The following is a 22,320-nucleotide window of genomic DNA, read 5'->3' as shown; positions in this document are numbered from 1 at the left end:
AAAACCGGCGCCCTCGGGCGCCGGTTTGCATTTCATTGATCGGGCATCACTTCTTCTTGACCGGACGGGGCCAGTTCGGAATGTGGCGCTGGGGCACCCGGGTGATCACCAGCTCGTTTTCCGCCACATCCTTGGTGATGGTGGAACCCGCTCCCAGGGTCGCCCCCTTGCCGATCCGCACCGGCGCCACCAGCTGGGTATCGGAGCCGACGAAGACATCGTCCTCGATGATGGTCTGGAACTTGTTCACCCCGTCGTAATTGCAGGTGATGGTGCCGGCACCGATGTTCACCTTGGCACCGATCTCCGCATCGCCCAGATAGGTCAGATGACCGCACTTCGAGCCCACACCCAGCCGGGCCTTCTTCATCTCGACGAAGTTGCCGACATGGGCATCCTGCTCCAGCACGGCACCCGGGCGCAGGCGGGTAAAGGGCCCGACCGAGCACTGGTCGGCAATTTGCGCACCTTCGATGACGGAGTAAGGTTTCACCTCGGAGTGGTCGCCGATCACGCAATCCTTCAATACGCTGCCTGCACCGATGCGCACGTGATTGCCCAGCACCACCTTGCCTTCGATGATGACGTTGACGTCGATCACCACCTCCTCCCCGATTTCCAGGGAACCCCGCAGATCGAAACGGGCCGGATCGATCAGGGTGGCGCCGGCGATCATCAGCTTCTCGGCCTGCATCTGCTGGTAGCTGCGCTCGAGCGCCGCCAGCTGCACCCGGTTGTTGGCCCCTTCCACTTCCATGGCGCTGTCCGGGTGGACGGCGGCGATGGCACAGCCATCCCCATGGGCCATGGCGATGACGTCGGTCAGATAGAACTCGCCCTGTGCATTCTTGTTGTCCAGGCGGGAGAGCCAGCTGCGCAGCTGACCACCGTTGGCCACCAGCACGCCGGTGTTCACTTCACGGATGGCGAGTTGCTCGGCGTTGGCATCCTTCTGCTCGACAATGCCGACCACCTGGCCGTGTTCCCGCACGATGCGGCCATAGCCGGTCGGGTTGTCCAGTACCACGGTCAGCAGCGCCATGCCATCGTCTGCCTTGGCCGCCAGCAACCGTTGCAGGGTCTCGGGCTGGATCAGCGGGGTATCGCCGTAGAGCACCAGCACGTCGTCTTCGTCATGCCAGAACGGAATGGCCTGGGCGACGGCATGGCCGGTCCCCAGTTGCTGGGCCTGCAGCACCCAGTTCAGGTCGGATGCCTGGATCCGCTCCTTCAGCAGTTCGGCGCCGTGGCCATAGACCAGGTGCAGCTGTTCGGCACCGATCTGGCGGGCGGTCTCGATCACATGGGAGACCATGGGCTTGCTGGCAACGGGGTGCAGCACCTTGGGCAGGGAGGAACGCATGCGGGTGCCTTTGCCCGCAGCCAGGATCACGACGTTGAGAGACATAGCTAGCCTTTGAAACAGGTGGAAATGCTGGGCGGAGTCTATCCAACGAGCAAAAAAAAAGCGACCCGAAGGTCGCTTTTTGCATCACCGTGATTAACGGTAATTCTTTTTGACGATATCGATAACCCGCAACTGGGCCATCGCTTTGGCCAGCTCGGCAGACGCCTGAGCATAGTCGATATCACCATGGGAGCTGTTGATCCGCTCTTCGGCACGACGCTTGGCTTCCTGGGCTTTCGCCTCATCCAGATCGTCGGCGCGAATGGCAGTATCGGCCAGCACGGTCACGGCTTCGGGTTGTACTTCCAGCATACCGCCGGAGATGTACAGCACCTCTTCGCTACCATTTTGCTTGATCAAGCGGACCAGGCCCGGCTTGATGGCAGTCAGCAACGGAGCATGACCGTGGCGGAGACCCAGCTCACCTTCGGAGCCTGATACCTGGGCAGATTGCACGCGACCGGAAAACAGTTTTCCTTCGGCGCTCACCACATCCAGGTGAAAGGAGATCATCTCAGCCATGGGCCCTCCTATCGAGGCTTACAGTTTCTTGGACTTCTCGACGACTTCGTCGATGCCGCCAACCATGTAGAACGCCTGCTCCGGCAGATCGTCATACTCGCCCTTCAGGATGCCCTGGAAGCCACGGATGGTTTCCTTCAGCGGCACGTATTTGCCCGGAGAACCGGTAAATACTTCGGCCACGAAGAACGGCTGGGACAGGAAACGCTCGATCTTACGGGCACGGGCTACGGTCAGTTTGTCTTCTTCTGACAGTTCATCCATACCCAGGATGGCGATGATGTCCTTCAGCTCCTTGTAGCGCTGCAGTACGGTCTGGACACCACGAGCGGTCTCGTAGTGCTCCTTGCCAACCACCAGCGGATCCAGCTGACGGGAGGTGGAGTCCAGCGGGTCAACGGCCGGGTAGATACCCAGAGCCGCGATCTGACGGGACAGTACGACGGTCGCATCCAGGTGGGCGAAGGTGGTCGCCGGAGACGGGTCGGTCAAGTCATCCGCAGGCACGTAAACGGCCTGTACGGAGGTGATGGAACCGGTCTTGGTGGAGGTGATGCGCTCTTGCAGAACACCCATCTCCTCGGCCAGGGTCGGCTGGTAACCTACTGCGGAGGGCATACGGCCCAGCAGTGCGGATACTTCGGTACCGGCCAGGGTGTAACGGTAGATGTTGTCCACGAAGAACAGCACGTCACGACCTTCGTCACGGAACTTCTCGGCCATGGTCAGGCCGGTCAGCGCCACGCGCAGACGGTTTCCGGGCGGCTCGTTCATCTGACCGTAAACCAGAGATACTTTGTCCAGTACGTTGGACTCCATCATCTCGTGGTAGAAGTCGTTACCCTCACGGGTACGCTCACCTACACCGGCGAACACGGAGTAACCGCTGTGCTCGATCGCGATGTTACGGATCAGCTCCATCATGTTGACGGTCTTGCCTACACCGGCGCCGCCGAACAGACCAACCTTACCACCCTTGGCGAACGGACATACCAAGTCGATAACCTTGATGCCGGTCTCCAGCAGCTCGGTGCTGTTGGACTGATCTTCGTAGCTGGGGGCTTCGCGGTGGATGGACCAACGCTCTTCTTCGCCGATCGGACCCTTCTCGTCGATGGGGTCGCCCAGTACGTTCATGATACGGCCCAGGGTCGAGGTACCGACCGGTACCTGGATGGCCTTGCCGCTGTTAACTACTTCCAACCCACGACGCAGACCGTCGGAGGAACCCATGGTGATGCAACGCACGACGCCGCCGCCGATCTGTTGCTGAACTTCCAGTACCAGACCCTGGCCTTGGCCTTCGCTGACAACCTTCAGTGCATCGTACACCTGGGGCACGGCATTCTGCGGGAACTCGATGTCCACCACAGCGCCGATGATTTGGACGATGAAACCGTTACTCATGTCAAATCCTCTAAACCTTTGATAACCCTTGCCTTACACCGCAGCAGCACCGGAAACGATCTCTGTGAGCTCCTGGGTAATACTGGCCTGACGGGCCTTGTTGTATACCAGTTGCAGATCGTTAATCAGGTTGCCGGCGTTGTCAGTCGCGGCTTGCATGGCAACCATTCGGGCTGCCTGTTCACTTGCCAAGTTTTCTACCACACCCTGGTAGACCTGGGATTCGACGTAGCGAATCAGCAGGGTATCCAGCAGTTGCTTGGGATCCGGCTCATAGAGGTAGTCCCAGTGGTGCTTCTTGGCGAGCTTGCTGTCTTCTGTTACGGGCAAAGGCAGCAGTTGATCGACTTTTGGTTGCTGAACCATGGTGTTGACGAACTTGTTGTACACCAGATACAGCCTGTCAATCTCACCGTTGTCGTAAGCCTTCAGCATGACCTTCACTGAACCGATCAGGTCATTGACGCTCGGGTTATCACCCAGTCCGGAGACGTGGGCTTTCACCTTGGCGCCGTGCCGTTCAAAGAAGTTGGAGGCCTTGTTACCGATCAATGCCAGGTCAACCTTGGCACCTTTCGCGCTCCATTGCTTCATATCATTGAGGGCAGCCTTGAACAGGTTGATGTTCAGACCACCACACAGGCCACGGTTGGTGGAGACGACGATGTAACCCACTCGCTTCACCTCACGTTCGATGAGGTAGGGGTGCTTGTATTCCAAGTTCCCCTGAGCGATATGGCCGATCACCTTGCGCATGGTTTCAGCGTACGGACGGCTGGCAGACATGCGTTCCTGCGCACGGCGCATCTTGCTCGCTGCCACCATTTCCATAGCGCTGGTGATCTTCTGAGTGTTCTTCACACTCCCGATCTTGTTACGTATCTCTTTTGCGCCGGCCATCTCTTCTCTCCATCAGGTGGCAGCTTGCGCTGCCACACACGCTTACCAGGTCTGGGTTGCCTTGAAGTCATCCAGCAACGCAGTCAGCTTGCCAACGATCGCGTCGTTGTAGTCGGCCTTGGCATTGATTTCAGCCATCAGCTCGGCATGCTGGGTATTGGCGTAAGAGAGCAGAGCGGCTTCGAAGTCGACGATCTTGCTCAGTTCGACATCGGCGAGATAACCCTTCTCGGCGGCGAACAGCACCAGGGATTGCTGGGCCACGCTCATCGGAGAGTACTGCTTCTGCTTCATCAGCTCGGTGACTTTCTGACCGTGATCCAGCTGCTTGCGAGTGGCATCGTCCAGGTCGGAAGAGAACTGGGCAAATGCCGCCAGTTCGCGGTACTGGGCCAGCGCGGTACGGATACCACCGGACAGCTTCTTGACGATCTTGGTCTGAGCAGCACCGCCCACACGGGATACGGAGATACCCGGGTCAACCGCCGGACGAATACCGGAGTTGAACAGCTGGGAGGTCAGGAAGATCTGGCCATCGGTGATGGAGATCACGTTGGTCGGAACGAACGCGGAGACGTCACCGGCCTGGGTTTCGATGATCGGCAGGGCGGTCAGGGAACCGGTCTGGCCTTTCACGGCACCGTTGGTGAACTTCTCTACGTACTCGGCGTTGACGCGAGCAGCACGCTCCAGCAGACGGGAGTGCAGATAGAAGACGTCACCCGGGTAAGCTTCACGTCCAGGCGGACGGCGCAGCAGCAGGGAGATCTGGCGATAGGCAACGGCCTGCTTGGACAGGTCATCATAGATGATCAGTGCGTCTTCGCCGCGGTCACGGAAGTACTCGCCCATGGAGCAACCGGCGTAGGGAGCCAGGTACTGCAGAGCAGCCGCTTCGGAGGCAGAAGCCACGACCACGATGGTGTTGGCCAGGGCGCCGTGCTCTTCCAGCTTGCGCACCACGTTGGCGATGGTGGAGGCCTTCTGGCCGATCGCAACGTAGACGCACTTAATGCCGGAATCTTTCTGGTTGATGATGGTGTCGATGGCGATGGCGGTCTTACCAACCTGGCGGTCACCGATGATCAGCTCACGCTGGCCACGACCGATAGGGATCATGGCATCGATGGCTTTCAGACCGGTCTGGACTGGCTGGTCAACAGACTTACGCTCGATAACGCCCGGGGCGATCACTTCGATCGGCGAGAAGCCGTCGTTGTCTACCGGACCCTTACCGTCGATCGGCTGACCCAGGGTGTTGACCACCCGGCCCAACAGACCACGACCGACCGGCACTTCCAGAATGCGGCCGGTACCCTTTACCTTCATCCCTTCGGCCAGATCGGCATAGGGACCCATTACTACGGCACCAACGGAGTCACGCTCCAGGTTCAATGCCAGAGCGAAGCGGTTGCCCGGCAGCTCGATCATCTCACCCTGCATGGCATCGGCCAGACCGTGGATACGAATGATACCGTCGCTTACAGAAACGATGGTACCTTCGTTACGCGCTTCGCTTTTGACATCAAACTGCGCAATGCGCTGCTTGATCAGCTCGGCGATTTCAGTGGAATTCAGTTGCATGCTCTAATACCCCAATCAAGATTGCAGCGCATCGGCCATGCGATCCAGCTTACCGCGGACCGTGCCGTCGATAACGAGATCACCGGCCTTGATGAGCACCCCGGCCATCAAGGACGCATCTGTGCTGCAATTCAGCTTCACTTTGCGCGCGAGACGTTGTTCCAGAGAAGCCTGAATATTGGCTTTCTGCTGGTCGGTCAGTTCGATCGCCGAAATCACGTCAGCCTGAACTTCTTTGTCCAGTTCAGCCTTGAGCGCGACGAATTCGGCAACGACCGCCGGCAGCACACCCAAGCGACCATTCTCGGCCATCACCCGGATCAGGTTCTGACCGTGCTCGTTGAGCTGCTCACCGCAGACACCGACAAACAGCTTTGCCAGTTCTTCGGCAGCAACGGAGCCGTTTACCAGGCTGTGCATGGTCTCGTTTTCAGCCACCTGAGCGGCGAAATCGAGCATCTCCAGCCATTGGTCAACCGCCTTGTGCTCAACGGCAAACTCGAAAGCAGCCTTGGCGTAGGGGCGAGCGATTGTAGTCAGTTCAGACATAGCCCCGTTCCCGTTACAGTTCTGCTACCAGTTTGTCGACGATGTCGCTGTTGGCAGCCTGGTCGATTTGGCGTGCCAGGATCTTCTCTGCACCCGCGATGGCAAGAGCAGCAACCTGCTTGCGCAGTTCTTCTTTGGCACGATGACGTTCAGCTTCGATCTCTGCACGGCCCTGAGCCAGGATTTTTTCCCGCTCAGCTTGGGCTCCGACAGCGGCCTCATCAATGATCTGGGCCTTGCGTTTGTTGGCCTGATCGATGATTTCAGCAGCCTGAAGCTTGGCTTCTTTCAGCTGATCGGTGGCGTTGGCCTTGGCCAGCTCCAGATCTTTCTTGGCACGTTCTGCAGAAGAGAGGCCGTCAGCGATTTCTTTCTGACGGGCTTCGATGGCAGCCATCAGCGGCGGCCATACGTACTTCATGCAAAACACTACGAAGATGAAAAAAGCAACTGCTTGGCCGAGGAGGGTGGCGTTGATATTCACAGCCGATGTCCTCTTTAGTTAGTTAATGGGTTCTGCGTGAGTCGTAATGACTTAGGCAACCGCAAACATCACATACAGACCCAGACCAACGGCGATCATCGGGATCGCATCCACCAGACCCATCACGATGAAGAACTGGGTACGCAGAACAGGGATCAGGTCAGGTTGACGAGCTGCACCTTCCAGGAACTTGCCACCCAGGATACCGATACCGATGGAGGCGCCGATAGCCGCCAGACCCATCATCATTGCAGCAGCGATGTACAGCAGGTCCATGTTCAAGTTTTCCATGAGGATCTCCATTTATTTAGATGTAATTGATTGTATAAAAAGGATTATTTGAGTTGCATCAACCATGGTCTTCCTGCGCCATCGACAGATAGACGATGGTCAGAACCATGAAGATAAACGCCTGCAAAGTGATGATCAGGATGTGGAAGATTGCCCAAGGCACGGACAGGATCCACTGTGACCACCAGGGTAACAAACCCGCAATCAGGATGAAGATCAGTTCGCCAGCATACATGTTGCCGAACAGTCGCAGACCCAATGAAACAGGCTTGGAAATCAACGTGACGGTTTCAAGGATGAAGTTAACCGGGATGGCAGCAGGGTGATTGAAAGGCTGAAGCGTCAGCTCCTTCACGAACCCGCTGATACCCTTGACCTTGATGCTGTAGTACAGGATCAAGAAGAACACGCCCAAAGCCATGGACATGGTGATGTTAACGTCAGCAGAGGGAACCACACGCAGATAGGGAACACCCATCAACTGTGCAGCGTGAGGGATAAAGTCAACGGGGATCAGGTCCATGAAGTTCATCAGGAAGATCCACACGAACACCGTCAGGGCCAAAGGTGCGATGACCTTGTTGCGACCATGAAAGATGTCCTTGACGTTACCATTCACAAACTCGACCAGCATCTCCACAAAGCACTGCAGCTTACCGGGCACACCGCTGGTGGCCTTGACGGCAACCTTGCGGAACAACCAGATAAACAGGGCGCCTAGCACGACGGAAAATATCATGGAATCGATATTCACCGTCCAGAACCCGGACCCTACCTGCAGGTGGGTCAGGTGGTGGGAGATATATCCCTGAGGAGTCAGGACTTCTCCGGTTGCAGACATGAGTTTTCCTAATAGTGGTTGTTAAGCGTGAATGAAACTATCCACTGTACAACGAGGGCGAGGATATAAGTGGCGAAGAACGAGGCGGTGTCGACCTCAATCCCGGCGCCAAACAGCAGGGCGAAAAGTCCTGTTGTAGTAATGAGCTTAATCCCTGCCCCACCATAAAAGTCCCGCAAAACCAGGCCTACGCTCTCTTTCGTCACCTTGCGGCGCAGAACCCAGAGCGTGAACAGGGCTTGAGGAACCCAGTACATCCCCCCTCCGTAGAGAGAGGATTGTCCGGCGAACTCTCCCGCCTGATAAAACCAGACGGTGGCGATCGCCAGGATCAGGACCAGCTGACAAACGAGCATAGCCAAGGCCAGCGTCAAACCTTCCAAGGCTATTTTCTGCTTCACCAACCTACCCCTGAACATTACAGAACTGTAAAAAATCGGGATCCGAAGACCCCAGGTTCACAGCTCGAAAAGCCGGTCAAATTATACCCGTGAAGACGGCTATTGCAACATGGCAAAAATCCTTAATTTTTGCGGCTTTCCGCGCGAAATTAAGGTTATGTTCATATCGAAAGTAATGGATGTTTTATTACTACAAAAAGCGTAAAAATCACGATTCTGACAGGCCAAAATAGCCCAATACCCGGTCCAAATCTGCCAAGTTATCGTAACTTATTACTAACTTGCCGCTATCTTTCTTGCCCGGCTGAAGTTGCACCTGATTGCCAATTTTTTCAGAAATCTGGCGCTCGAGATAACCAAACTGCGGATCGCGGACGGGTTCAACCCTGGTTTTTGCCGGTTCCAGTGCTTTTTGCACCAGCTTCTCGGTATCTCGCACTGTCAGCCCCTTCTGGGCCACCAGTTTGGCCAGCTCTGACTGGGCCTGACCGCTCAGGGCCAGCAGGGCACGGGCATGCCCCATGTCGAGGTCGCCGTGTTCCACGAAGCGCTTCACGTCCTCGTTGAGCTGGTTGAGACGCAGCAGGTTCGTGACCGTGGTGCGGGACTTGCCTACCGCCTCGGCAACCTGCTGGTGAGTCAGTTCGAACTCCGTCAGCAGGCGCTGGAGGGCGACGGCCTCCTCGATGGCGTTGAGATCTTCACGCTGGATGTTCTCGATGAGTGCGATGGCGACGGCCGCCTCGTCGGCGACATCCTTGACCAGGCAGGGCACCACTTCGAGACGGGCCAGCTGGGAGGCGCGCCAGCGGCGTTCACCAGCAATGATTTCGAAACGGTTTTCACCGATGGAGCGAACCACGATGGGCTGGATCACCCCTTGTGCACGGATGGAGTTGGCCAGCTCCTCCAGCGCATCCTGGGACATATCCTTGCGCGGTTGGTATTTGCCGGACTGCAACCACTCCACCGGCAGCTTGCGCAATTCCCCCTGATTGGTCGGGGCCATGGCCTGTTCGGTGCGCTGGTCGCTCATCACCTGTTTCTGGCGGGCGGCCGTGCTGGTGCTGAGCAGGGCGTCCAGCCCCTTGCCCAGCCCACGTTTCTTCGGCGTCATATGCTCTCTCGATCTGCGGTGAGCGGCTGGGACTCCTGTTCCTGGCGGCGCAGGATCTCGCCAGCCAGGGCCAGATAGGCCTTGGCCCCCACCGATGATTTGTCATAGTGCATGGCTGGCGCGCCAAAGCTCGGCGCCTCCGCCAGTCTTACGTTGCGGGGAATGATGGTGCGATAGACCTTATCCCCGAAATGCTGTTTCAGCTGATCGGACACATCATTGGCCAGCCGGTTGCGATGATCGAACATGGTGCGCAGCACCCCTTCGATCTTGAGCTCCGGATTGACCACGGCTGCCAGCTTGCTGATGGTGTCCACCAGGGCGGTCAGCCCTTCCAGCGCATAGTATTCGCACTGCATGGGCACCAGCACGGAGTCGGCGGCGGCCATGGCGTTCACCGTCAGCATGTTGAGAGAAGGCGGGCAGTCGATGAAGACGTAGTCGTACTTGTCCCTGACCGAGGCCAGGGCGTTGCGCAGGCGGATCTCGCGGGCAAAAAACTCCATCAGGCGGATTTCTGCCGCGGTCACGTCGGCATTGGCGGCAATCAGGTGATAGCCTCCCGAGGTTTCGGGGATGATCACCTCGCCGATGGGGGCATCTTCGATCAGCAGTTCATAGGCAGTGCGTTCGACATCGTACTTGTCGACGCCACTGCCCATGGTGGCATTGCCCTGCGGATCCAGATCGATCACCAGCACCTTGCGCCGGGTAGCGGCCATGGAGGCGGCCAGATTCACACAGGTGGTGGTTTTACCCACTCCACCCTTCTGGTTGGCTATGGCAATGACTTTTCCCACACTGTCCCCTAAATGAATGCGGCGGCCCTATTCGGGCTGGATGGCTTTAAACTCCAGCAGATGGCGTTCGCCTTCCAGTTCCGGCACCACCAGCTTGTGGGTGGCAACCAGACGAATGCTGTCAGGCAACTGTGCCAGCTCCTGCTCGGGGTATTGTCCCTTGAGCGCCAGGAAGCTGCCCTCGGGTGACGGCAGATGATGACACCAGCTCAGCATGTCCTCCAGGGAGGCGAAAGCCCGGCTCAGTACACCATCAAATCCGGTCTCGGGTTGATACTCCTCCACTCGGGATTTGACAGGGGTCACATTGGTCAACCCCAGTTCCAGGATCACCTGGCGGATGAAGTTGATCCGCTTGCCCAGGCTGTCGAGCAGCACGAACTGTTTGTCCGGATTGATGATGGCCAGCGGCAGTCCGGGCAGACCCGGGCCGGTCCCCACATCGATGAAGCGTTCACCGTGCAGGTGAGGGCTCACCACCAGGCTGTCGAGGATATGCTTGACCAGCATGGCGTCCGGATCTCGCACCGAGGTGAGATTGTAAGCCTTGTTCCACTTGTGCAGCAACTCGACCAACTGCACCAACTGGGTCTTCTGGGTTTCGGTGATAACAATTCCGGCCTGCATGAGCAGGCCGTTCAATCTTTGCAGCATGTTGTCCAACGGGGAATTCCTCAGGCGGTTTTACGCAGCAGGCCGTGTTTCTTCAGGTGCACCAGCAAGATGGAGATGGCGGCAGGGGTGATGCCGGAGATGCGGGACGCCTGACCAATGGTCTCTGGCTTGGCATCGTTGAGCTTGGCGATCACCTCGTTGGAAAGACCGTTCACGTCGCGGTAGTTCATATCCAGCGGCAGCAGGGTGTTTTCGTTGCGCAGCTGTTTCTCCACCTCGTCGTGCTGACGCTCGATATAACCGGCGTACTTGATCTGGATCTCCACCTGATCCGCGGCAGCCGCATCGGTCAATGCAGGCCCCACACCCTCGATGGCCATCAGGGCATCGTAGGTCACTTCCGGACGGCGCAGCAGCTCTTCCAGGCTCTGCTCCCGGGTCAGGGGAGTGTTGACCAGGGCGTTGACGGCCTCCAGAGACGGATGCTGCGGGTGGATCCAGGTCGAGCGCATGCGCTGACGTTCCTGCTCCACCTGTTCCACCTTGGCATTGAACAGGCTCCAGCGATGATCATCCACCAGACCCAGCTCGCGGCCGATGGCGGTCAGGCGCAGATCCGCGTTGTCTTCCCGCAGCAGCAGGCGATATTCGGCACGGCTGGTGAACATGCGATAGGGTTCGCGGGTCCCCAGTGTGGAGAGATCGTCCATCATCACGCCCATGTAGGCCTGATCCCGGCGTGGGTGCCAGGCTTCCTTGCCCTGGGCGCGCAAGCCCGCGTTCAGACCGGCCATCAAGCCCTGGGCAGCGGCCTCTTCATAGCCGGTGGTGCCGTTGATCTGGCCGGCGAAGAAGAGGTTCTCGATGCACTTGCTCTCCATATTGGCCTTGAGATCCCGCGGATCGAAGAAATCGTACTCGATGGCGTAGCCAGGGCGGGTGATATGGGCATTCTCGAAGCCACGGATCGACCGGACGATCTGCACCTGCACGTCGAACGGCAGGCTGGTGGAGATCCCGTTCGGGTAGAGCTCGTGGGTGGTCAGGCCTTCCGGTTCCACAAAGATCTGGTGCGCCGTCTTGTCGGCAAAGCGGGTGATCTTGTCCTCGATCGACGGGCAGTAGCGCGGGCCTATCCCCTCGATCACCCCGGCGTACATGGGGCTGCGATCCAGGTTGTTGCGGATCACCTCGTGGGTCTGCTCATTGGTATGGGTCACGTAGCAAGGCATCTGGCGCGGATGTTGGCTGGCGTTGCCAATGAAGGAGAAGACCGGGCGAGGATCGTCACCATGTTGCTGCTGCATCACGGAAAAATCGACGGTGCGTGCATCGATGCGTGGTGGCGTGCCAGTTTTGAGGCGATCGATGCGCAGCGGCATTTCACGCAGGCGCTGGGCGAGGGCAATTGAGGGAGGATCCCCGGCGCGGCCCCCTTTGTAGTTCTCCATGCCGATGTGGATCAGACCATTGAGGAAGGTGCCAACGGTCAGTACGACCGTCTTGCCGCTGATGCGGATCCCGCTCTGGGTAACGACCCCGGCGACGCGATCCCCGTCCATGACCAGATCGTCGCAGGCCTGCTGGAAGATCTTCAGGTTCGGGTAGTTCTCCAGGGTCTGACGCACCACAGCCTTGTACAGCAGGCGATCCGCCTGGGCACGAGTAGCCCGCACCGCAGGGCCCTTGGAAGAGTTGAGCGTGCGGAACTGGATCCCGCCGAGATCGATGGCCTGCGCCATGATCCCGCCAAGGGCGTCGACTTCCTTGACCAGGTGTCCCTTGCCGATCCCGCCGATCGCCGGATTGCAGGACATATGCCCCAGCGTATCTATGTTGTGGGTGAGCAACAGGGTATTGAGACCCATGCGGGCTGCCGCTGTTGCTGCTTCGGTTCCTGCATGACCGCCACCGACGACGATCACATCAAATTGTTCATGGTATTGCATTGGGGATCACCTTGATCTGCACGCCTGAAGATCTTTGTTTGCCTGGTCTGAAGGGCGGATCATTCTATCTGTTTAGCATCCGGAGGGGAACGTCTACTTCAGGATCAGTATGGATCAGGGATCAGTTAAATAGATCTTAAGGATCTTTAGATCGATCTTTTATTGGATCTTTTATTAGGATCCGCGACTTCTGTTGATAAGGCATTTTTGATCATAAAGATCATTCGGTTAAGGTCGATCGCTGCTTGTGGAAAAGCTTGGATCCAGAGGGGGCGAACGGGGGGATAACATGGGTTTTTATACACAGATACATGGTTGGCAAGATCTAATACATGAATAACTATAGGTTTTACAGAGCTTAGCACCTAAGTTATGCACAATTATCCGAGCTCATGTGGGGAGCTCTCGGGGAAAACTTATCCGGATCCCCCTGTTAATAACCTGGTGGATAGGGATCTGGGGATAACCAGGGAGATCGGGGGTCGTGACCGGATCTCCCTAGCTCTGATCAGCCGATCAAGGTCATCCAGTCGTGGATCCAGGTTTCTGCGGCATCTTCGGGGATCTCGTGCTGGGTCACGTCTATTTCCAGGAGATCCCCCAGCCGGCTGGCACCGCACCCGGCCAGCAGCCGATCCAGCGTCTTGCCGCCCTGGCAGAAGGTGTCATAACTGCGATCCCCCAGGGCGATCACTCCGTACTTGAAGGTGGCGAGATCCGGCTGCTGCTCGGCAAGATCCCGGGCAAAGGGCTGCAGATTGTCGGGTACATCCCCCGCACCATGGGTGGAAGTGACCACCAGCACGATGGCTTCTGGCTCGGTCAGGATCCTGGCCAGGCTGGCGGGGTTGTGGATCTCCGCCTGGTGGCCCGCCTGTTCAAGCAGGCCGACCACATGATCTGCGACATATTCGGAGGCCCCCAGCATGGAGCCGACGACGAGGTTGAGTTTGGCCATGGAATGGATCCTGATGTCATCGAAAAAGTGAAGAGCGGGGATCTTACCGCCAAAGCATGTGGATAAATATGGATAAAGCTTGGGGATAAGGATCCTGTCCACTTTGTTGCAGCCAAAACCGGCCTCGTGGCCACTGTGCCGCCTTCTTTCCGCCTGTTGCGACCTCATCGCACCTTTCGTTGTCAAACGACACTTCAAAACATCAATTAACAATGCAGATGCAAATGATTAGCAATTATTGAATCGATTCGATCACGGCACCTGTAGTAGCATGGCGCTGCTTTATTCGCCTGAGGCGCCGGGCTGACCGGTCCAATTGGGCACCCATAATAAGAAATCAAACATAACTTATTGATATTTGAGACACTTATATGATTGCGCAAAAAAATACCCCGAATGCCGTGATGCGAAAGAGAGGCGCACAACTGCTGCCGCTCTCCTGTCTGCTGGCGTCCCTGCCCGTGTTGGCGGCGGAACAGGCGGATAAAGAGTTGCCCAAGGCGGGTGAAACCATGGTCGTGACCGGGACCGCCATGAAGGTCGAGGTCCCCATGGCAGAGACCCCCCGTGCCGTTTCCGTGGTCAATCGCGAAGAGCTGGACCAGCACGCCGTACTCAAGCTAGACGAGTCCCTGCGCTATCGCTCCGGCGTCCTGTCCCAGTCCTACGGTTCGGACACGGATGCTGACTGGTTCAAGGTGCGCGGCTTCGATGCGGCTTCTTACCTGGATGGCAACCGCCTGTTCAGCACCGGTTACTATGTCTGGACCCCGGAGCCCTTCGGCCTTGAGAGCGTGGAAGTGCTCAAAGGCCCGGCCTCCATTCTGTATGGCGAAGCCCCTCCCGGAGGCGTCATCAACGCCATCAGCAAGCGTCCGACCGCGACCCCGCAGGGACTGGTGAACCTGCAACTGGGCAACCGGGATCTGCGCCAGGTCGGGGTGGATGTCTCCGACACCCTTACCGACAACAGCCGGTATCGTCTGGTGGCCCTCTACAACGAGCGGGACGGCGTGCTGGACGGCACCTACAACGAGCGTGCCTATCTGGCGCCGAGCGTGACCCTGGATATTTCGGATCGCACCACGCTGACGCTGCTCTCCAGCTTCAAGCACGATGAAGGGGTGCCGACCAACGGCTTCTTCCCGGTCTATGGCACCCTGAATACCTCCGGCGGCCAGATCGATCCCTCCACCAACCTGAGCCAGCCGGATTACGATCGCAATCGCAATACCCAGATCTCCGCCGGGTACGAGCTGGCCCACCAGCTCAACCAGACCTGGGAGTTCAAGCAGAACGTTCGCTTCAACTACAACGATCTGCTGCTGCGCCAGACCTATATCTTCCCGACCTATGAAGGCACCACCGCCTACCGCGGCCTGGTCTACCGGGATGGGGATACCAAGAGCGCCACCATGGACAACCAGATGGTGGGCTACTGGAACACCGACAGCACGGAGCAGACCCTGCTGCTGGGGGTGGATCTGCAGCGCCATGTGAATGAAGGTCAGGAAGCCGACAACTATGGCATGGGCGCCATCAACACCATGAACCCGGATTACAGCGGTTTCCCCGGTTTTGATGAATCCACCGCGACCCATCAGAAGAGCACCAAGGGCCAGAGCGGCCTCTATGCCCAGCACCAGATCCGCTGGGATGATCGCTGGCTGCTGACCGCGGGCGGTCGTTTCGACTACGTGGAAACCCACAACATCAGCGAAGCCAAGAGCAAGAACGAGAAACAGTACGACGACAACCTCTCTCTCTCCGGCAGCCTGATGTACCTGGCCGACAACGGTCTCTCCCCTTACTTCGCCTATGCGGAATCCTTCGAAGTGCTGCCGGGGATAGACCCCAACACCGGCAACTCCTACAAGCCGCTGGAAGGTAAGCTCTACGAGACCGGCGTCAAGTACGCACCCAGCTTCCTCGATGGCTACATCAACCTGGCGCTGTTCGATCTGGAGCAGACCAACTCCCTGGTCTCTACCGGCTCCGGCCAGCAGACCCAGGCCGGTGAAGTGACCTCCCAGGGGGTCGAGCTGGAGGGGAGCGTGCAGGCCACCGAGGCCTTGCGCCTGACCGCTGCCTATACCTATACCGATGCCAAGACCAACGACACCGGCAACGGCGATCGTCGTGCGAGCCTGATCCCGCGCCACCAGGCCTCCTTCTGGGGCAACTACAAGGTGCAGCAGGGCCCGGTATCCGGTCTTGAGCTGGGTTCCGGCGTGCGCTATGTGGGTTCCAGCGTCGGCATCGGCGCGGTGAATGCGGACTACACCCCCATCTATGGTTCCGCCCAGGTACCGGCACACACTGTATGGGATGCGATGATCGGGTATGACTTTGCCAAGAACTGGCGTGCCCAGATCAACGTCAACAACCTGCTGAACGACACCTATGTGGCGAGCTGCGACTACTACTGCTACTACGGCGAGCCGCGCAGCATAGTCGGCACCGTCAACTACCGCTGGTAAGCGACAGGCCGGGCGGGGGCGAAGGCTCCCGCCCTCCTTCCATTCATCTACAGGCCTGTCATGGAACTCTTGTCACTGGTTTATCGCCAATACCGTTGGCCCTTCATCGCCATTACCCTGCTCAGCCTGCTGAGTGCTGTCAGCGGGATAGGCGTCATTGCCTTCATCAATCAATCACTTATCGAATCAGTCGGGGATCCGCTGCCGATCCTGGGTCAGCTTGTCGGCCTTGTCTTGCTGCTGCTGGTGATCACGCTCGGATCCCAGCTGGCCCTGACCACCCTGGGTCACCATTTCGTCTACCGGTTGCGTGGCCGCCTGCTCAAGCAACTGCTGGATACCGACGTCGCCCGTCTGCGTCAAATAGGGCAGGGGCCGCTCCTGGCCTCCCTTTCCAGCGACATCGGTCAGATCACCATCGCCTTCGTGCGCCTGCCGGAACTGGTACAGGGTCTGGTGCTCACCCTGGGCTCCATCATCTACCTTGGCCTGCTCTCTCCCGCCTTGCTCGGTGTTACCGCCCTCTGGGTCACCGTGACCATGGTGGTGGGCTGGCTGCTGGTGAACCGGGTCTATCGCCACCTGGCGCACATGCGCCAGGCCGAAGACAGGCTCTACCAGAACTACCAGTCCATCATCGCCGGGAGCAAGGAGCTGGCGCTCAACCGCGAGCGTGCCCACTTCGTCTACCACCAGCTCTATGAGCAGAATGCCCGGGACTACCGGGAGCAGATCATCCGCGCCGATACCTACCACCTGAGCGCGGTGAACTGGTCGAATATCATGATGCTGGGTGCCATCGGCCTGGTCTTCTTCCTGGCCAACGGGCTGGGCTGGGCCAACACCAATGTGGCCGCCACCTTCGCCCTGACCCTGCTGTTCCTGCGCACTCCCTTGCTACAAGGGATCGGAGCCTTGCCGACCTTGATCGCCGCCCAGGTGGCGTTCGACAAGATAGCTGCCCTCAATCTGGCGGAGCCGGACGAGGCGTTCCCGTTGCCGCCTGCGCCTCGCCCATGGCAGCGCATCGAGCTGGAGCAGGTGAGCTTTCACTACCAGGGGGAGGGCGGTTTCTCCGTGGGCCCCATCAATCTGGTGATCGAGCGGGGGGAGCAGATATTCCTCATCGGTGGCAATGGATCCGGCAAGTCGACCCTGGCCATGCTGCTGACCGGGCTCTATCAACCGGTCTCTGGCCGGATCCTGCTGGATGGGGAGCCGGTCACCGATCGCAACGGCTATCTGGGGCTCTTCTCCGCCATCTTCACCGACTACCACCTGTTCCAGCATTTGCTGGGGCCCGAGCCGAAAGAGGCGCTGGTCGCCGAGTGGCTTGAGCGGTTGCAGATGGGCAGCAAGCTTGCCATCGAGGATGGCTTCATCGCCGATATCGACCTCTCCCAGGGCCAGCGCAAGCGGGTCGCCCTGCTGCTGGCCCTGGCAGAGCAGCGGGAGGTGATGCTGTTTGATGAATGGGCCGCGGATCAGGATCCCCAGTTCCGCCGCATCTTCTATCAGGTGCTGTTGCCGCGTCTCAAGGAGATGGGCAAGACGGTGATCGCCATCAGCCACGACGATCACTACTTCTCTCTGGCCGATCGCCTGCTGGAGATGCGCCAGGGCCGCCTCACCGAACTGACCGGCGAGCAGCGCAAGCAGGTGAGCCGGGATGCGGTCGCCCATCTGGATGGCAAGGTGCCGGCCTGATGCTGGCACCGATGAGACTGGCAGCAAGCCAGCACAGGAATTGCTTATGTTCGAGATGAAATCCGCCAGCTTCGCGGTCAATGACCGCATGCTGCTGCACCCCACCAGCCTTCGCTTCGAGCAAGGTCGGGTCTATGGCCTCATCGGCCACAACGGGTCGGGCAAATCGACCCTGATCAAGCTGCTGGCGCGCCAGCAACCCCACAGCGGCGGGGAGATCCTGTTCGATGACCAGCCGTTGTCTGCCTGGGGCAACCGGGAGTTTGCCCGTCAGGTGGCCTATCTGCCCCAGCACCTGCCGAGTGCCGAAAACCTGCTCGGCCGCGAACTGGTGGAGATGGGGCGCTACCCCTGGCGCGGACTGCTGGGCCGGATGGGAGCGGAAGATCACCGTCAGGTGGAGCGTGCCATCGCCCTGACCCACACCGAACGCTTTGCCGATCGGATGGTGGATACCCTCTCCGGCGGTGAGCGGGGGCGAGTCTGGCTCGCCATGCTGCTGGCTCAGGAGAGCCGTTTCATCCTGCTGGACGAGCCGCTGGCCGCCCTGGACGTGGCCCATCAGGTGGAGGTGCTCACGCTCGTCAAGCAGCTCAGCCGCCAGCTCAACCTCGGGGTCATCATCGTCATTCACGACATCAACATGGCCTCCCGTTTCTGCGATCGGCTGGTGGCGCTGCACTCCGGCCGTCTGCTGACCCACGGCGAGCCCGAACAGATCATGACAGGGGAGACCCTGAACGCCATCTATGGCATCCCCATGGAGGTCATTCGCCATCCGGCCCATGACCACGCCATCGCCATCGTCTGACCGGGGGCCGCTCTTGAACCGTTTATTGAAGATGGCGCCCTGTCTGCTCAGTCTGCTGCTGCCCCTGGCAGGGGAGGCCGGGCAGCTTGTCACCGCCACCAGCGCCACGCCCCGCATCGCCACCGTGGACTGGACCATAGCCGAAACCCTGCTGGCGCTCGGAGTGACACCGATGGCGGTGGGGGATGTGGCCCCCTATCGCGCCTGGGTCGGTGAACCCCAGCTTCCTGCCGGGGTGATCGATATCGGGCTGCGTGCCCAACCCAACCGGGAACTGCTGGCGGAGCTCAAACCGGATCTTATTCTCATCTCGCCGCTGGCGGCCCCCCTGGCGCCGACCCTCTCCCGCATCGCGCCGGTGCACTCCATCGCTCTGTATGAACCGGGCACCGATCTGTGGCAGCGACTGCGGGAAGCGACCCTGACCATAGCTGCCCTGGTCAACAAAGAGGCGGAGGCCGAACGCCAGCTCGCCGCACTGGAGCAGGATCTGGCACAGATGCAGGCGGCGCAGCCCGCCGATCTGCCCCCCTTGCTGGTGGTGCAATTCATCGATGAGCGCCATGTGCGGGTGTTTGGCCGTGGCAGCCTGTTCGAGGCAGTGATGCAGCGCCTCGGCCTTCGCAACGCCTGGCAGGGAGAGACCAATGCCTGGGGATTCTCGGTCGCGAGCCTGGAGCAGTTTCTCGGGATGCCGGATGCCAGGCTGGTGGTGGTGGACCCCGTGCCCGTAGGAGTTGGTGAAAAACTTCAGGAGCCTGGATTGTGGCAGCATCTCCCGCTGGTACAGAACAATCCGGTGATCCATCTGCCTGCGACATGGAGTTTTGGTGGCATATTGGCGGCCCGCCGCTTCGCCACCCTGCTGGACGGTGCCTTGCGGGAGCAGGCTGTCCACAGAGCAACCGGGGGATCAAATCAATGAGCTCTTCTCTTTCTTCGCCCCTGCTGCGCCCGGGTCTCTGCCTGTTGGTGCTGACACTGGGGCTGGCTTGCGCCGAGCTGGCGCGTCAACTGCCGGGGGCGCTCTGGTGGCAGGCCCTGTTCTCCCCCGAGCTGGACGATGCCCGCCAGGCGGTGGTCCATTTCAGCTGGCTGCCGCGCCTTGCCATCTGTCTGCTGGCCGGTGCCGCCCTCGGGCTCGCCGGTACCCTGATGCAACAGGTGCTGCGCAATCCCCTGGCCTCGCCCACCACCTTGGGGGTGGCCTCCGGCGCCCAGCTGGCACTGATGATGGTGACCCTGCTCGCCCCCTCCTGGCTGCTGATCGGGCGGGAGTGGGTCGCCATGGCCGGGGGAAGCCTGGCCATGGGGCTGGTCTTCGCCCTGGCCTGGCGCCGCCAGCTCAATCCCGTGGTCATCGTCTTTGCAGGGCTGGTGATCAACCTCTATCTGGCCGCCATCAGCATGGGATTGCTGCTGTTCTTCCAGGAGGAGCTCAAAGGGCTGCTGGTGTGGGGGAGCGGATCTCTGGCACAGAACAGCTGGAGCGGCGTCGGCTATCTGCTGCCACGGTTGCTGCTGGCCGCGATGCTGGCGGTGGTGCTGGTGCGCCCGCTGGCAGTGCTGGAGCTGGACGATGCCAGCGCTCGCAGCCTGGGGGTCTCTCTCAAGCACCTGAGATTCGCCGGCCTCGGCCTCGCGGTCTTCATCACCGCCTGCGTGGTGAGCGTGGTGGGGCTGATCGGTTTTATCGGGCTGGCGGCGCCCGCCATGGTGCGGCTGCTGGGGGTCAGAAAACTGGCCCAGCGGCTGCTGTGGGCACCCATCCTCGGCGCCCTGTTGCTGGCGGCCACCGATCTGCTGCTGCAGACCCTGAGCCGGTTCTGGCCTGTGCTGATCCCGACCGGCGCCATGACGGCCCTGTTGGGGGCGCCGCTGCTGCTCTGGCTGATCCCGCGTCTTGGCATCAAGCAGAGTGCGCCTAAGGCGAACTCCTCCCTGCAGTTGGCCCGCCATCCGGCGCCGACTCGCCTTGTTGGCCTGATGGTGTTGGGGCTGGCTGCGGCGGTGATCGCCTCCCTGTTGTTTGGGCAGGGGATGGATGGCTGGGGCTGGCCGAGCTGGCTGCGGTGGCAGGCCCAACTGGAGTGGCGCTTGCCGCGCACGCTGGCTGCGGGTGCCGCAGGCGTGTTGCTGGCGCTGGCAGGCACCCTGTTGCAGCGAGTCAGCAACAACCCCATGGCGAGCCCCGAACTGCTGGGGGTGAGCGGTGGCACCTTCATGGGGGTGATTGCGGCGGCCCTGTTGCTGCCCGCCTTGCCGCTGCCCATGATGCTGCTGGGGGGGCTGGTGGGCGCCTTCGCCTGCCTGTTGCTGCTGGTGCTTATCAACCGGCGCAACGGCTTCCAGCCGGAGCGGATACTGCTGTCTGGCATCGCCATCACGGCGCTGTTCGAGCCGTTGCAGGCCATCGCCCTGGTCAATGGCGACCTGCGGGTGCAGCAACTGCTCTCCTGGATGTCCGGCTCCACCTATTACGTCACCCAGCCGGTGGCCCTTGCCCTGGTGGTGCTGGCGCTGCTGATGCTGGCAGCCTGCCTGCTGGTGAGCCGCTGGCTCGATCTCATGCCCATGGGGCCGGCGGTAGCGACGGCTCTGGGGATCCATCTCGGCCGTGCCCAGCTCACCATCCTGCTGCTGGTGGCCGTGCTCACCGCCAGTGCCACCATGGTGATAGGCCCGCTCTCCTTTGCCGGTCTGCTGGCGCCGCACCTGGCCAGATTGATGGGGCTGGTGAGGGCGCGCTGGCACCTGCTCGGCGCCGCAGGCTGTGGTGCTTTGCTGATGGTGTCGGCGGACTGGATCGGCCAGCAAATCCTCTTTCCCCAGGAGGTGCCCGTCGGTCTGGTCTCCACCCTGTTAGGGGGGGCTTACTTCATGTGGTGCCTGCGCCGCCTCTAGGTTGGTGGATGAAAAGCTCACAAAAAAAGCCCGGGATGAACCCGCAATGCTGTTCACTTAAGCGGAGCCGCATTGCGATTTACCGGAAAACGGGTCTTTGATATCTTCACCGCCCTGGGTCTCGATGGCCTGGGGCGTTTTTCTATGAACATGACGCCTATGCAGCCCCGCAACTCCGCCAACCTCCGTGGCGTATGGGCTGGCGATAACGCGCCCGCCATCACTGCCATCTGGTTCGCGATGAACTGACAGGCAAACTTAAAGCTCACCTCATTGGGCGCTCGCTGATGGGCTACGGCGGCCTGGCTGGCCTCCCGCCTGACCAGATTGTATCCAAGCAGCAATCCCCACAGCTCCTGATAGACCAAGTCCACTTTCTTGCTTCTCAGCGTGATGGCGTTGTGCTGCATCGCGCTTTTGATATCCCGGTATCCCAGCTCGATTTCCCAGCGCTCGTGGTACAGGGTCGCCACCTGAGCTGCGCTGAATCGCGCCACGGGCAGGGAGGTAAAGACCGTTTTCTCCTTGCCTGCCACCTCATAGGTCACTGCGCGAACTTGCCAGTGTGTCGGCAACGCCGGGTTTTTCTTGC

20 protein-coding genes and 1 pseudogene are annotated in these 22,320 nt (G+C 59.8%); 5 read left to right on the top strand and 16 right to left on the bottom strand.

Annotation, left to right across the window (positions count from 1 at the left end; all coding sequences use genetic code 11):
* Positions 1–46 precede the first annotated feature (46 nt).
* From glmU to mioC, 15 genes are all read right to left on the bottom strand, one after another.
* A complete protein-coding gene (gene glmU, locus HKD46_RS16680) occupies positions 47–1,408 on the bottom strand; it encodes a bifunctional UDP-N-acetylglucosamine diphosphorylase/glucosamine-1-phosphate N-acetyltransferase GlmU (RefSeq protein ID WP_139736285.1) in 1,362 nt (453 codons plus the stop codon).
* 93 nt (positions 1,409–1,501) lie between these two features.
* A complete protein-coding gene (locus HKD46_RS16675) occupies positions 1,502–1,930 on the bottom strand; it encodes a F0F1 ATP synthase subunit epsilon (RefSeq protein WP_010672259.1) in 429 nt (142 codons plus the stop codon).
* Positions 1,931–1,948: 18 nt separating this feature from the next.
* Positions 1,949–3,337, bottom strand: a complete 1,389-nt coding sequence (gene atpD, locus HKD46_RS16670) for a F0F1 ATP synthase subunit beta (RefSeq protein ID WP_010672260.1) — start codon at positions 3,335–3,337, stop codon at positions 1,949–1,951.
* 33 nt (positions 3,338–3,370) lie between these two features.
* Entirely contained in the window at positions 3,371–4,237 is an 867-nt protein-coding gene (atpG, locus tag HKD46_RS16665) for a F0F1 ATP synthase subunit gamma (protein WP_171865689.1), read from the bottom strand.
* A gap of 42 nt (positions 4,238–4,279) precedes the next feature.
* Positions 4,280–5,821 (bottom strand): F0F1 ATP synthase subunit alpha, encoded by a 1,542-nt coding sequence (gene atpA, locus HKD46_RS16660; RefSeq protein ID WP_010672262.1) that lies wholly within the window; start codon positions 5,819–5,821, stop codon positions 4,280–4,282.
* 15 nt (positions 5,822–5,836) lie between these two features.
* Positions 5,837–6,370 carry a F0F1 ATP synthase subunit delta gene (atpH, locus tag HKD46_RS16655; RefSeq protein ID WP_010672263.1) on the bottom strand — a complete coding sequence of 178 codons (534 nt, stop codon included), beginning with the start codon at positions 6,368–6,370 and terminating at the stop codon, positions 5,837–5,839.
* A 13-nt stretch (positions 6,371–6,383) separates the two neighbouring features.
* Positions 6,384–6,854, bottom strand: coding sequence for a F0F1 ATP synthase subunit B (gene atpF / locus HKD46_RS16650; protein WP_010672264.1), 471 nt, complete (start codon positions 6,852–6,854; stop codon positions 6,384–6,386).
* A gap of 51 nt (positions 6,855–6,905) precedes the next feature.
* On the bottom strand, positions 6,906–7,145 hold the full coding sequence (gene atpE, locus HKD46_RS16645; RefSeq protein ID WP_010672265.1) for a F0F1 ATP synthase subunit C: 240 nt from the start codon (positions 7,143–7,145) through the stop codon (positions 6,906–6,908).
* A 58-nt stretch (positions 7,146–7,203) separates the two neighbouring features.
* Positions 7,204–7,986: a F0F1 ATP synthase subunit A gene (gene atpB, locus HKD46_RS16640; protein ID WP_010672266.1), complete on the bottom strand. Its 783-nt coding sequence runs from the start codon at positions 7,984–7,986 to the stop codon at positions 7,204–7,206.
* 8 nt (positions 7,987–7,994) lie between these two features.
* Positions 7,995–8,405, bottom strand: a complete 411-nt coding sequence (locus HKD46_RS16635; protein WP_010672267.1) for an ATP synthase subunit I — start codon at positions 8,403–8,405, stop codon at positions 7,995–7,997.
* 190 nt (positions 8,406–8,595) lie between these two features.
* The gene (locus tag HKD46_RS16630; protein WP_010672268.1) at positions 8,596–9,504 is read right to left on the bottom strand and encodes a ParB/RepB/Spo0J family partition protein; all 909 of its coding nucleotides are present in this window, start codon (positions 9,502–9,504) and stop codon (positions 8,596–8,598) included.
* Positions 9,501–10,304, bottom strand: coding sequence for a ParA family protein (locus HKD46_RS16625; RefSeq protein WP_029313362.1), 804 nt, complete (start codon positions 10,302–10,304; stop codon positions 9,501–9,503). The genes HKD46_RS16630 and HKD46_RS16625 overlap by 4 nt, the downstream gene beginning before the upstream one ends.
* A gap of 27 nt (positions 10,305–10,331) precedes the next feature.
* The gene (rsmG, locus tag HKD46_RS16620) at positions 10,332–10,958 is read right to left on the bottom strand and encodes a 16S rRNA (guanine(527)-N(7))-methyltransferase RsmG (protein ID WP_010672270.1); all 627 of its coding nucleotides are present in this window, start codon (positions 10,956–10,958) and stop codon (positions 10,332–10,334) included.
* 20 nt (positions 10,959–10,978) lie between these two features.
* Positions 10,979–12,868, bottom strand: coding sequence for a tRNA uridine-5-carboxymethylaminomethyl(34) synthesis enzyme MnmG (gene mnmG / locus HKD46_RS16615; protein ID WP_010672271.1), 1,890 nt, complete (start codon positions 12,866–12,868; stop codon positions 10,979–10,981).
* A gap of 508 nt (positions 12,869–13,376) precedes the next feature.
* Positions 13,377–13,826, bottom strand: coding sequence for an FMN-binding protein MioC (mioC, locus tag HKD46_RS16610; RefSeq protein WP_160836696.1), 450 nt, complete (start codon positions 13,824–13,826; stop codon positions 13,377–13,379).
* Between the two features lie 371 nt (positions 13,827–14,197).
* Between mioC and HKD46_RS16605 the strand changes: the two genes are divergently transcribed.
* From HKD46_RS16605 to fhuB, 5 genes are read left to right on the top strand one after another with little or no spacing between them, the layout of a single operon-like run.
* The gene (locus tag HKD46_RS16605; RefSeq protein ID WP_029313364.1) at positions 14,198–16,306 is read left to right on the top strand and encodes a TonB-dependent siderophore receptor; all 2,109 of its coding nucleotides are present in this window, start codon (positions 14,198–14,200) and stop codon (positions 16,304–16,306) included.
* A 60-nt stretch (positions 16,307–16,366) separates the two neighbouring features.
* Positions 16,367–18,013, top strand: a complete 1,647-nt coding sequence (locus HKD46_RS16600) for a multidrug ABC transporter permease/ATP-binding protein (protein WP_171865688.1) — start codon at positions 16,367–16,369, stop codon at positions 18,011–18,013.
* A 46-nt stretch (positions 18,014–18,059) separates the two neighbouring features.
* Positions 18,060–18,824: an ATP-binding cassette domain-containing protein gene (locus HKD46_RS16595; protein WP_171865687.1), complete on the top strand. Its 765-nt coding sequence runs from the start codon at positions 18,060–18,062 to the stop codon at positions 18,822–18,824.
* A gap of 31 nt (positions 18,825–18,855) precedes the next feature.
* The gene (locus HKD46_RS16590) at positions 18,856–19,749 is read left to right on the top strand and encodes an ABC transporter substrate-binding protein (protein ID WP_171865693.1); all 894 of its coding nucleotides are present in this window, start codon (positions 18,856–18,858) and stop codon (positions 19,747–19,749) included.
* On the top strand, positions 19,746–21,728 hold the full coding sequence (fhuB, locus tag HKD46_RS16585) for a Fe(3+)-hydroxamate ABC transporter permease FhuB (RefSeq protein ID WP_171865686.1): 1,983 nt from the start codon (positions 19,746–19,748) through the stop codon (positions 21,726–21,728). Before HKD46_RS16590 ends, fhuB begins: the two co-directional genes overlap by 4 nt.
* Before the next feature lie 53 nt (positions 21,729–21,781).
* On the opposite strand, the pseudogene HKD46_RS16580 reads toward fhuB, so the two are convergent.
* Positions 21,782–22,320, bottom strand: a pseudogene (locus HKD46_RS16580) (IS4-like element ISAeme15 family transposase); the annotation flags it as partial.

Source organism: Aeromonas sp. TW 6, from assembly GCF_013168745.1.
GTDB classification, from domain to species: domain Bacteria; phylum Pseudomonadota; class Gammaproteobacteria; order Enterobacterales; family Aeromonadaceae; genus Aeromonas; species Aeromonas caviae.
This window is presented reverse-complemented; position numbering and strand designations above follow the sequence as displayed.

Coding starts and splice junctions, on each gene's coding strand:
- fhuB (WP_171865686.1), top strand. CDS start 19,746: ATGAGCTCTTCTCTTTCTTCGCCCCTGCTGCGCCCGGGTCTCTGCCTG.
- atpA (WP_010672262.1), bottom strand. CDS start 5,821: ATGCAACTGAATTCCACTGAAATCGCCGAGCTGATCAAGCAGCGCATT.
- atpB (WP_010672266.1), bottom strand. CDS start 7,986: ATGTCTGCAACCGGAGAAGTCCTGACTCCTCAGGGATATATCTCCCAC.
- atpH (WP_010672263.1), bottom strand. CDS start 6,370: ATGTCTGAACTGACTACAATCGCTCGCCCCTACGCCAAGGCTGCTTTC.
- mioC (WP_160836696.1), bottom strand. CDS start 13,826: ATGGCCAAACTCAACCTCGTCGTCGGCTCCATGCTGGGGGCCTCCGAA.
- HKD46_RS16635 (WP_010672267.1), bottom strand. CDS start 8,405: ATGTTCAGGGGTAGGTTGGTGAAGCAGAAAATAGCCTTGGAAGGTTTG.
- HKD46_RS16595 (WP_171865687.1), top strand. CDS start 18,060: ATGTTCGAGATGAAATCCGCCAGCTTCGCGGTCAATGACCGCATGCTG.
- HKD46_RS16630 (WP_010672268.1), bottom strand. CDS start 9,504: ATGACGCCGAAGAAACGTGGGCTGGGCAAGGGGCTGGACGCCCTGCTC.
- rsmG (WP_010672270.1), bottom strand. CDS start 10,958: ATGCTGCAAAGATTGAACGGCCTGCTCATGCAGGCCGGAATTGTTATC.
- HKD46_RS16675 (WP_010672259.1), bottom strand. CDS start 1,930: ATGGCTGAGATGATCTCCTTTCACCTGGATGTGGTGAGCGCCGAAGGA.
- glmU (WP_139736285.1), bottom strand. CDS start 1,408: ATGTCTCTCAACGTCGTGATCCTGGCTGCGGGCAAAGGCACCCGCATG.
- atpE (WP_010672265.1), bottom strand. CDS start 7,145: ATGGAAAACTTGAACATGGACCTGCTGTACATCGCTGCTGCAATGATG.
- mnmG (WP_010672271.1), bottom strand. CDS start 12,868: ATGCAATACCATGAACAATTTGATGTGATCGTCGTCGGTGGCGGTCAT.
- atpD (WP_010672260.1), bottom strand. CDS start 3,337: ATGAGTAACGGTTTCATCGTCCAAATCATCGGCGCTGTGGTGGACATC.
- atpG (WP_171865689.1), bottom strand. CDS start 4,237: ATGGCCGGCGCAAAAGAGATACGTAACAAGATCGGGAGTGTGAAGAAC.
- HKD46_RS16590 (WP_171865693.1), top strand. CDS start 18,856: ATGGCGCCCTGTCTGCTCAGTCTGCTGCTGCCCCTGGCAGGGGAGGCC.
- HKD46_RS16600 (WP_171865688.1), top strand. CDS start 16,367: ATGGAACTCTTGTCACTGGTTTATCGCCAATACCGTTGGCCCTTCATC.
- HKD46_RS16605 (WP_029313364.1), top strand. CDS start 14,198: ATGATTGCGCAAAAAAATACCCCGAATGCCGTGATGCGAAAGAGAGGC.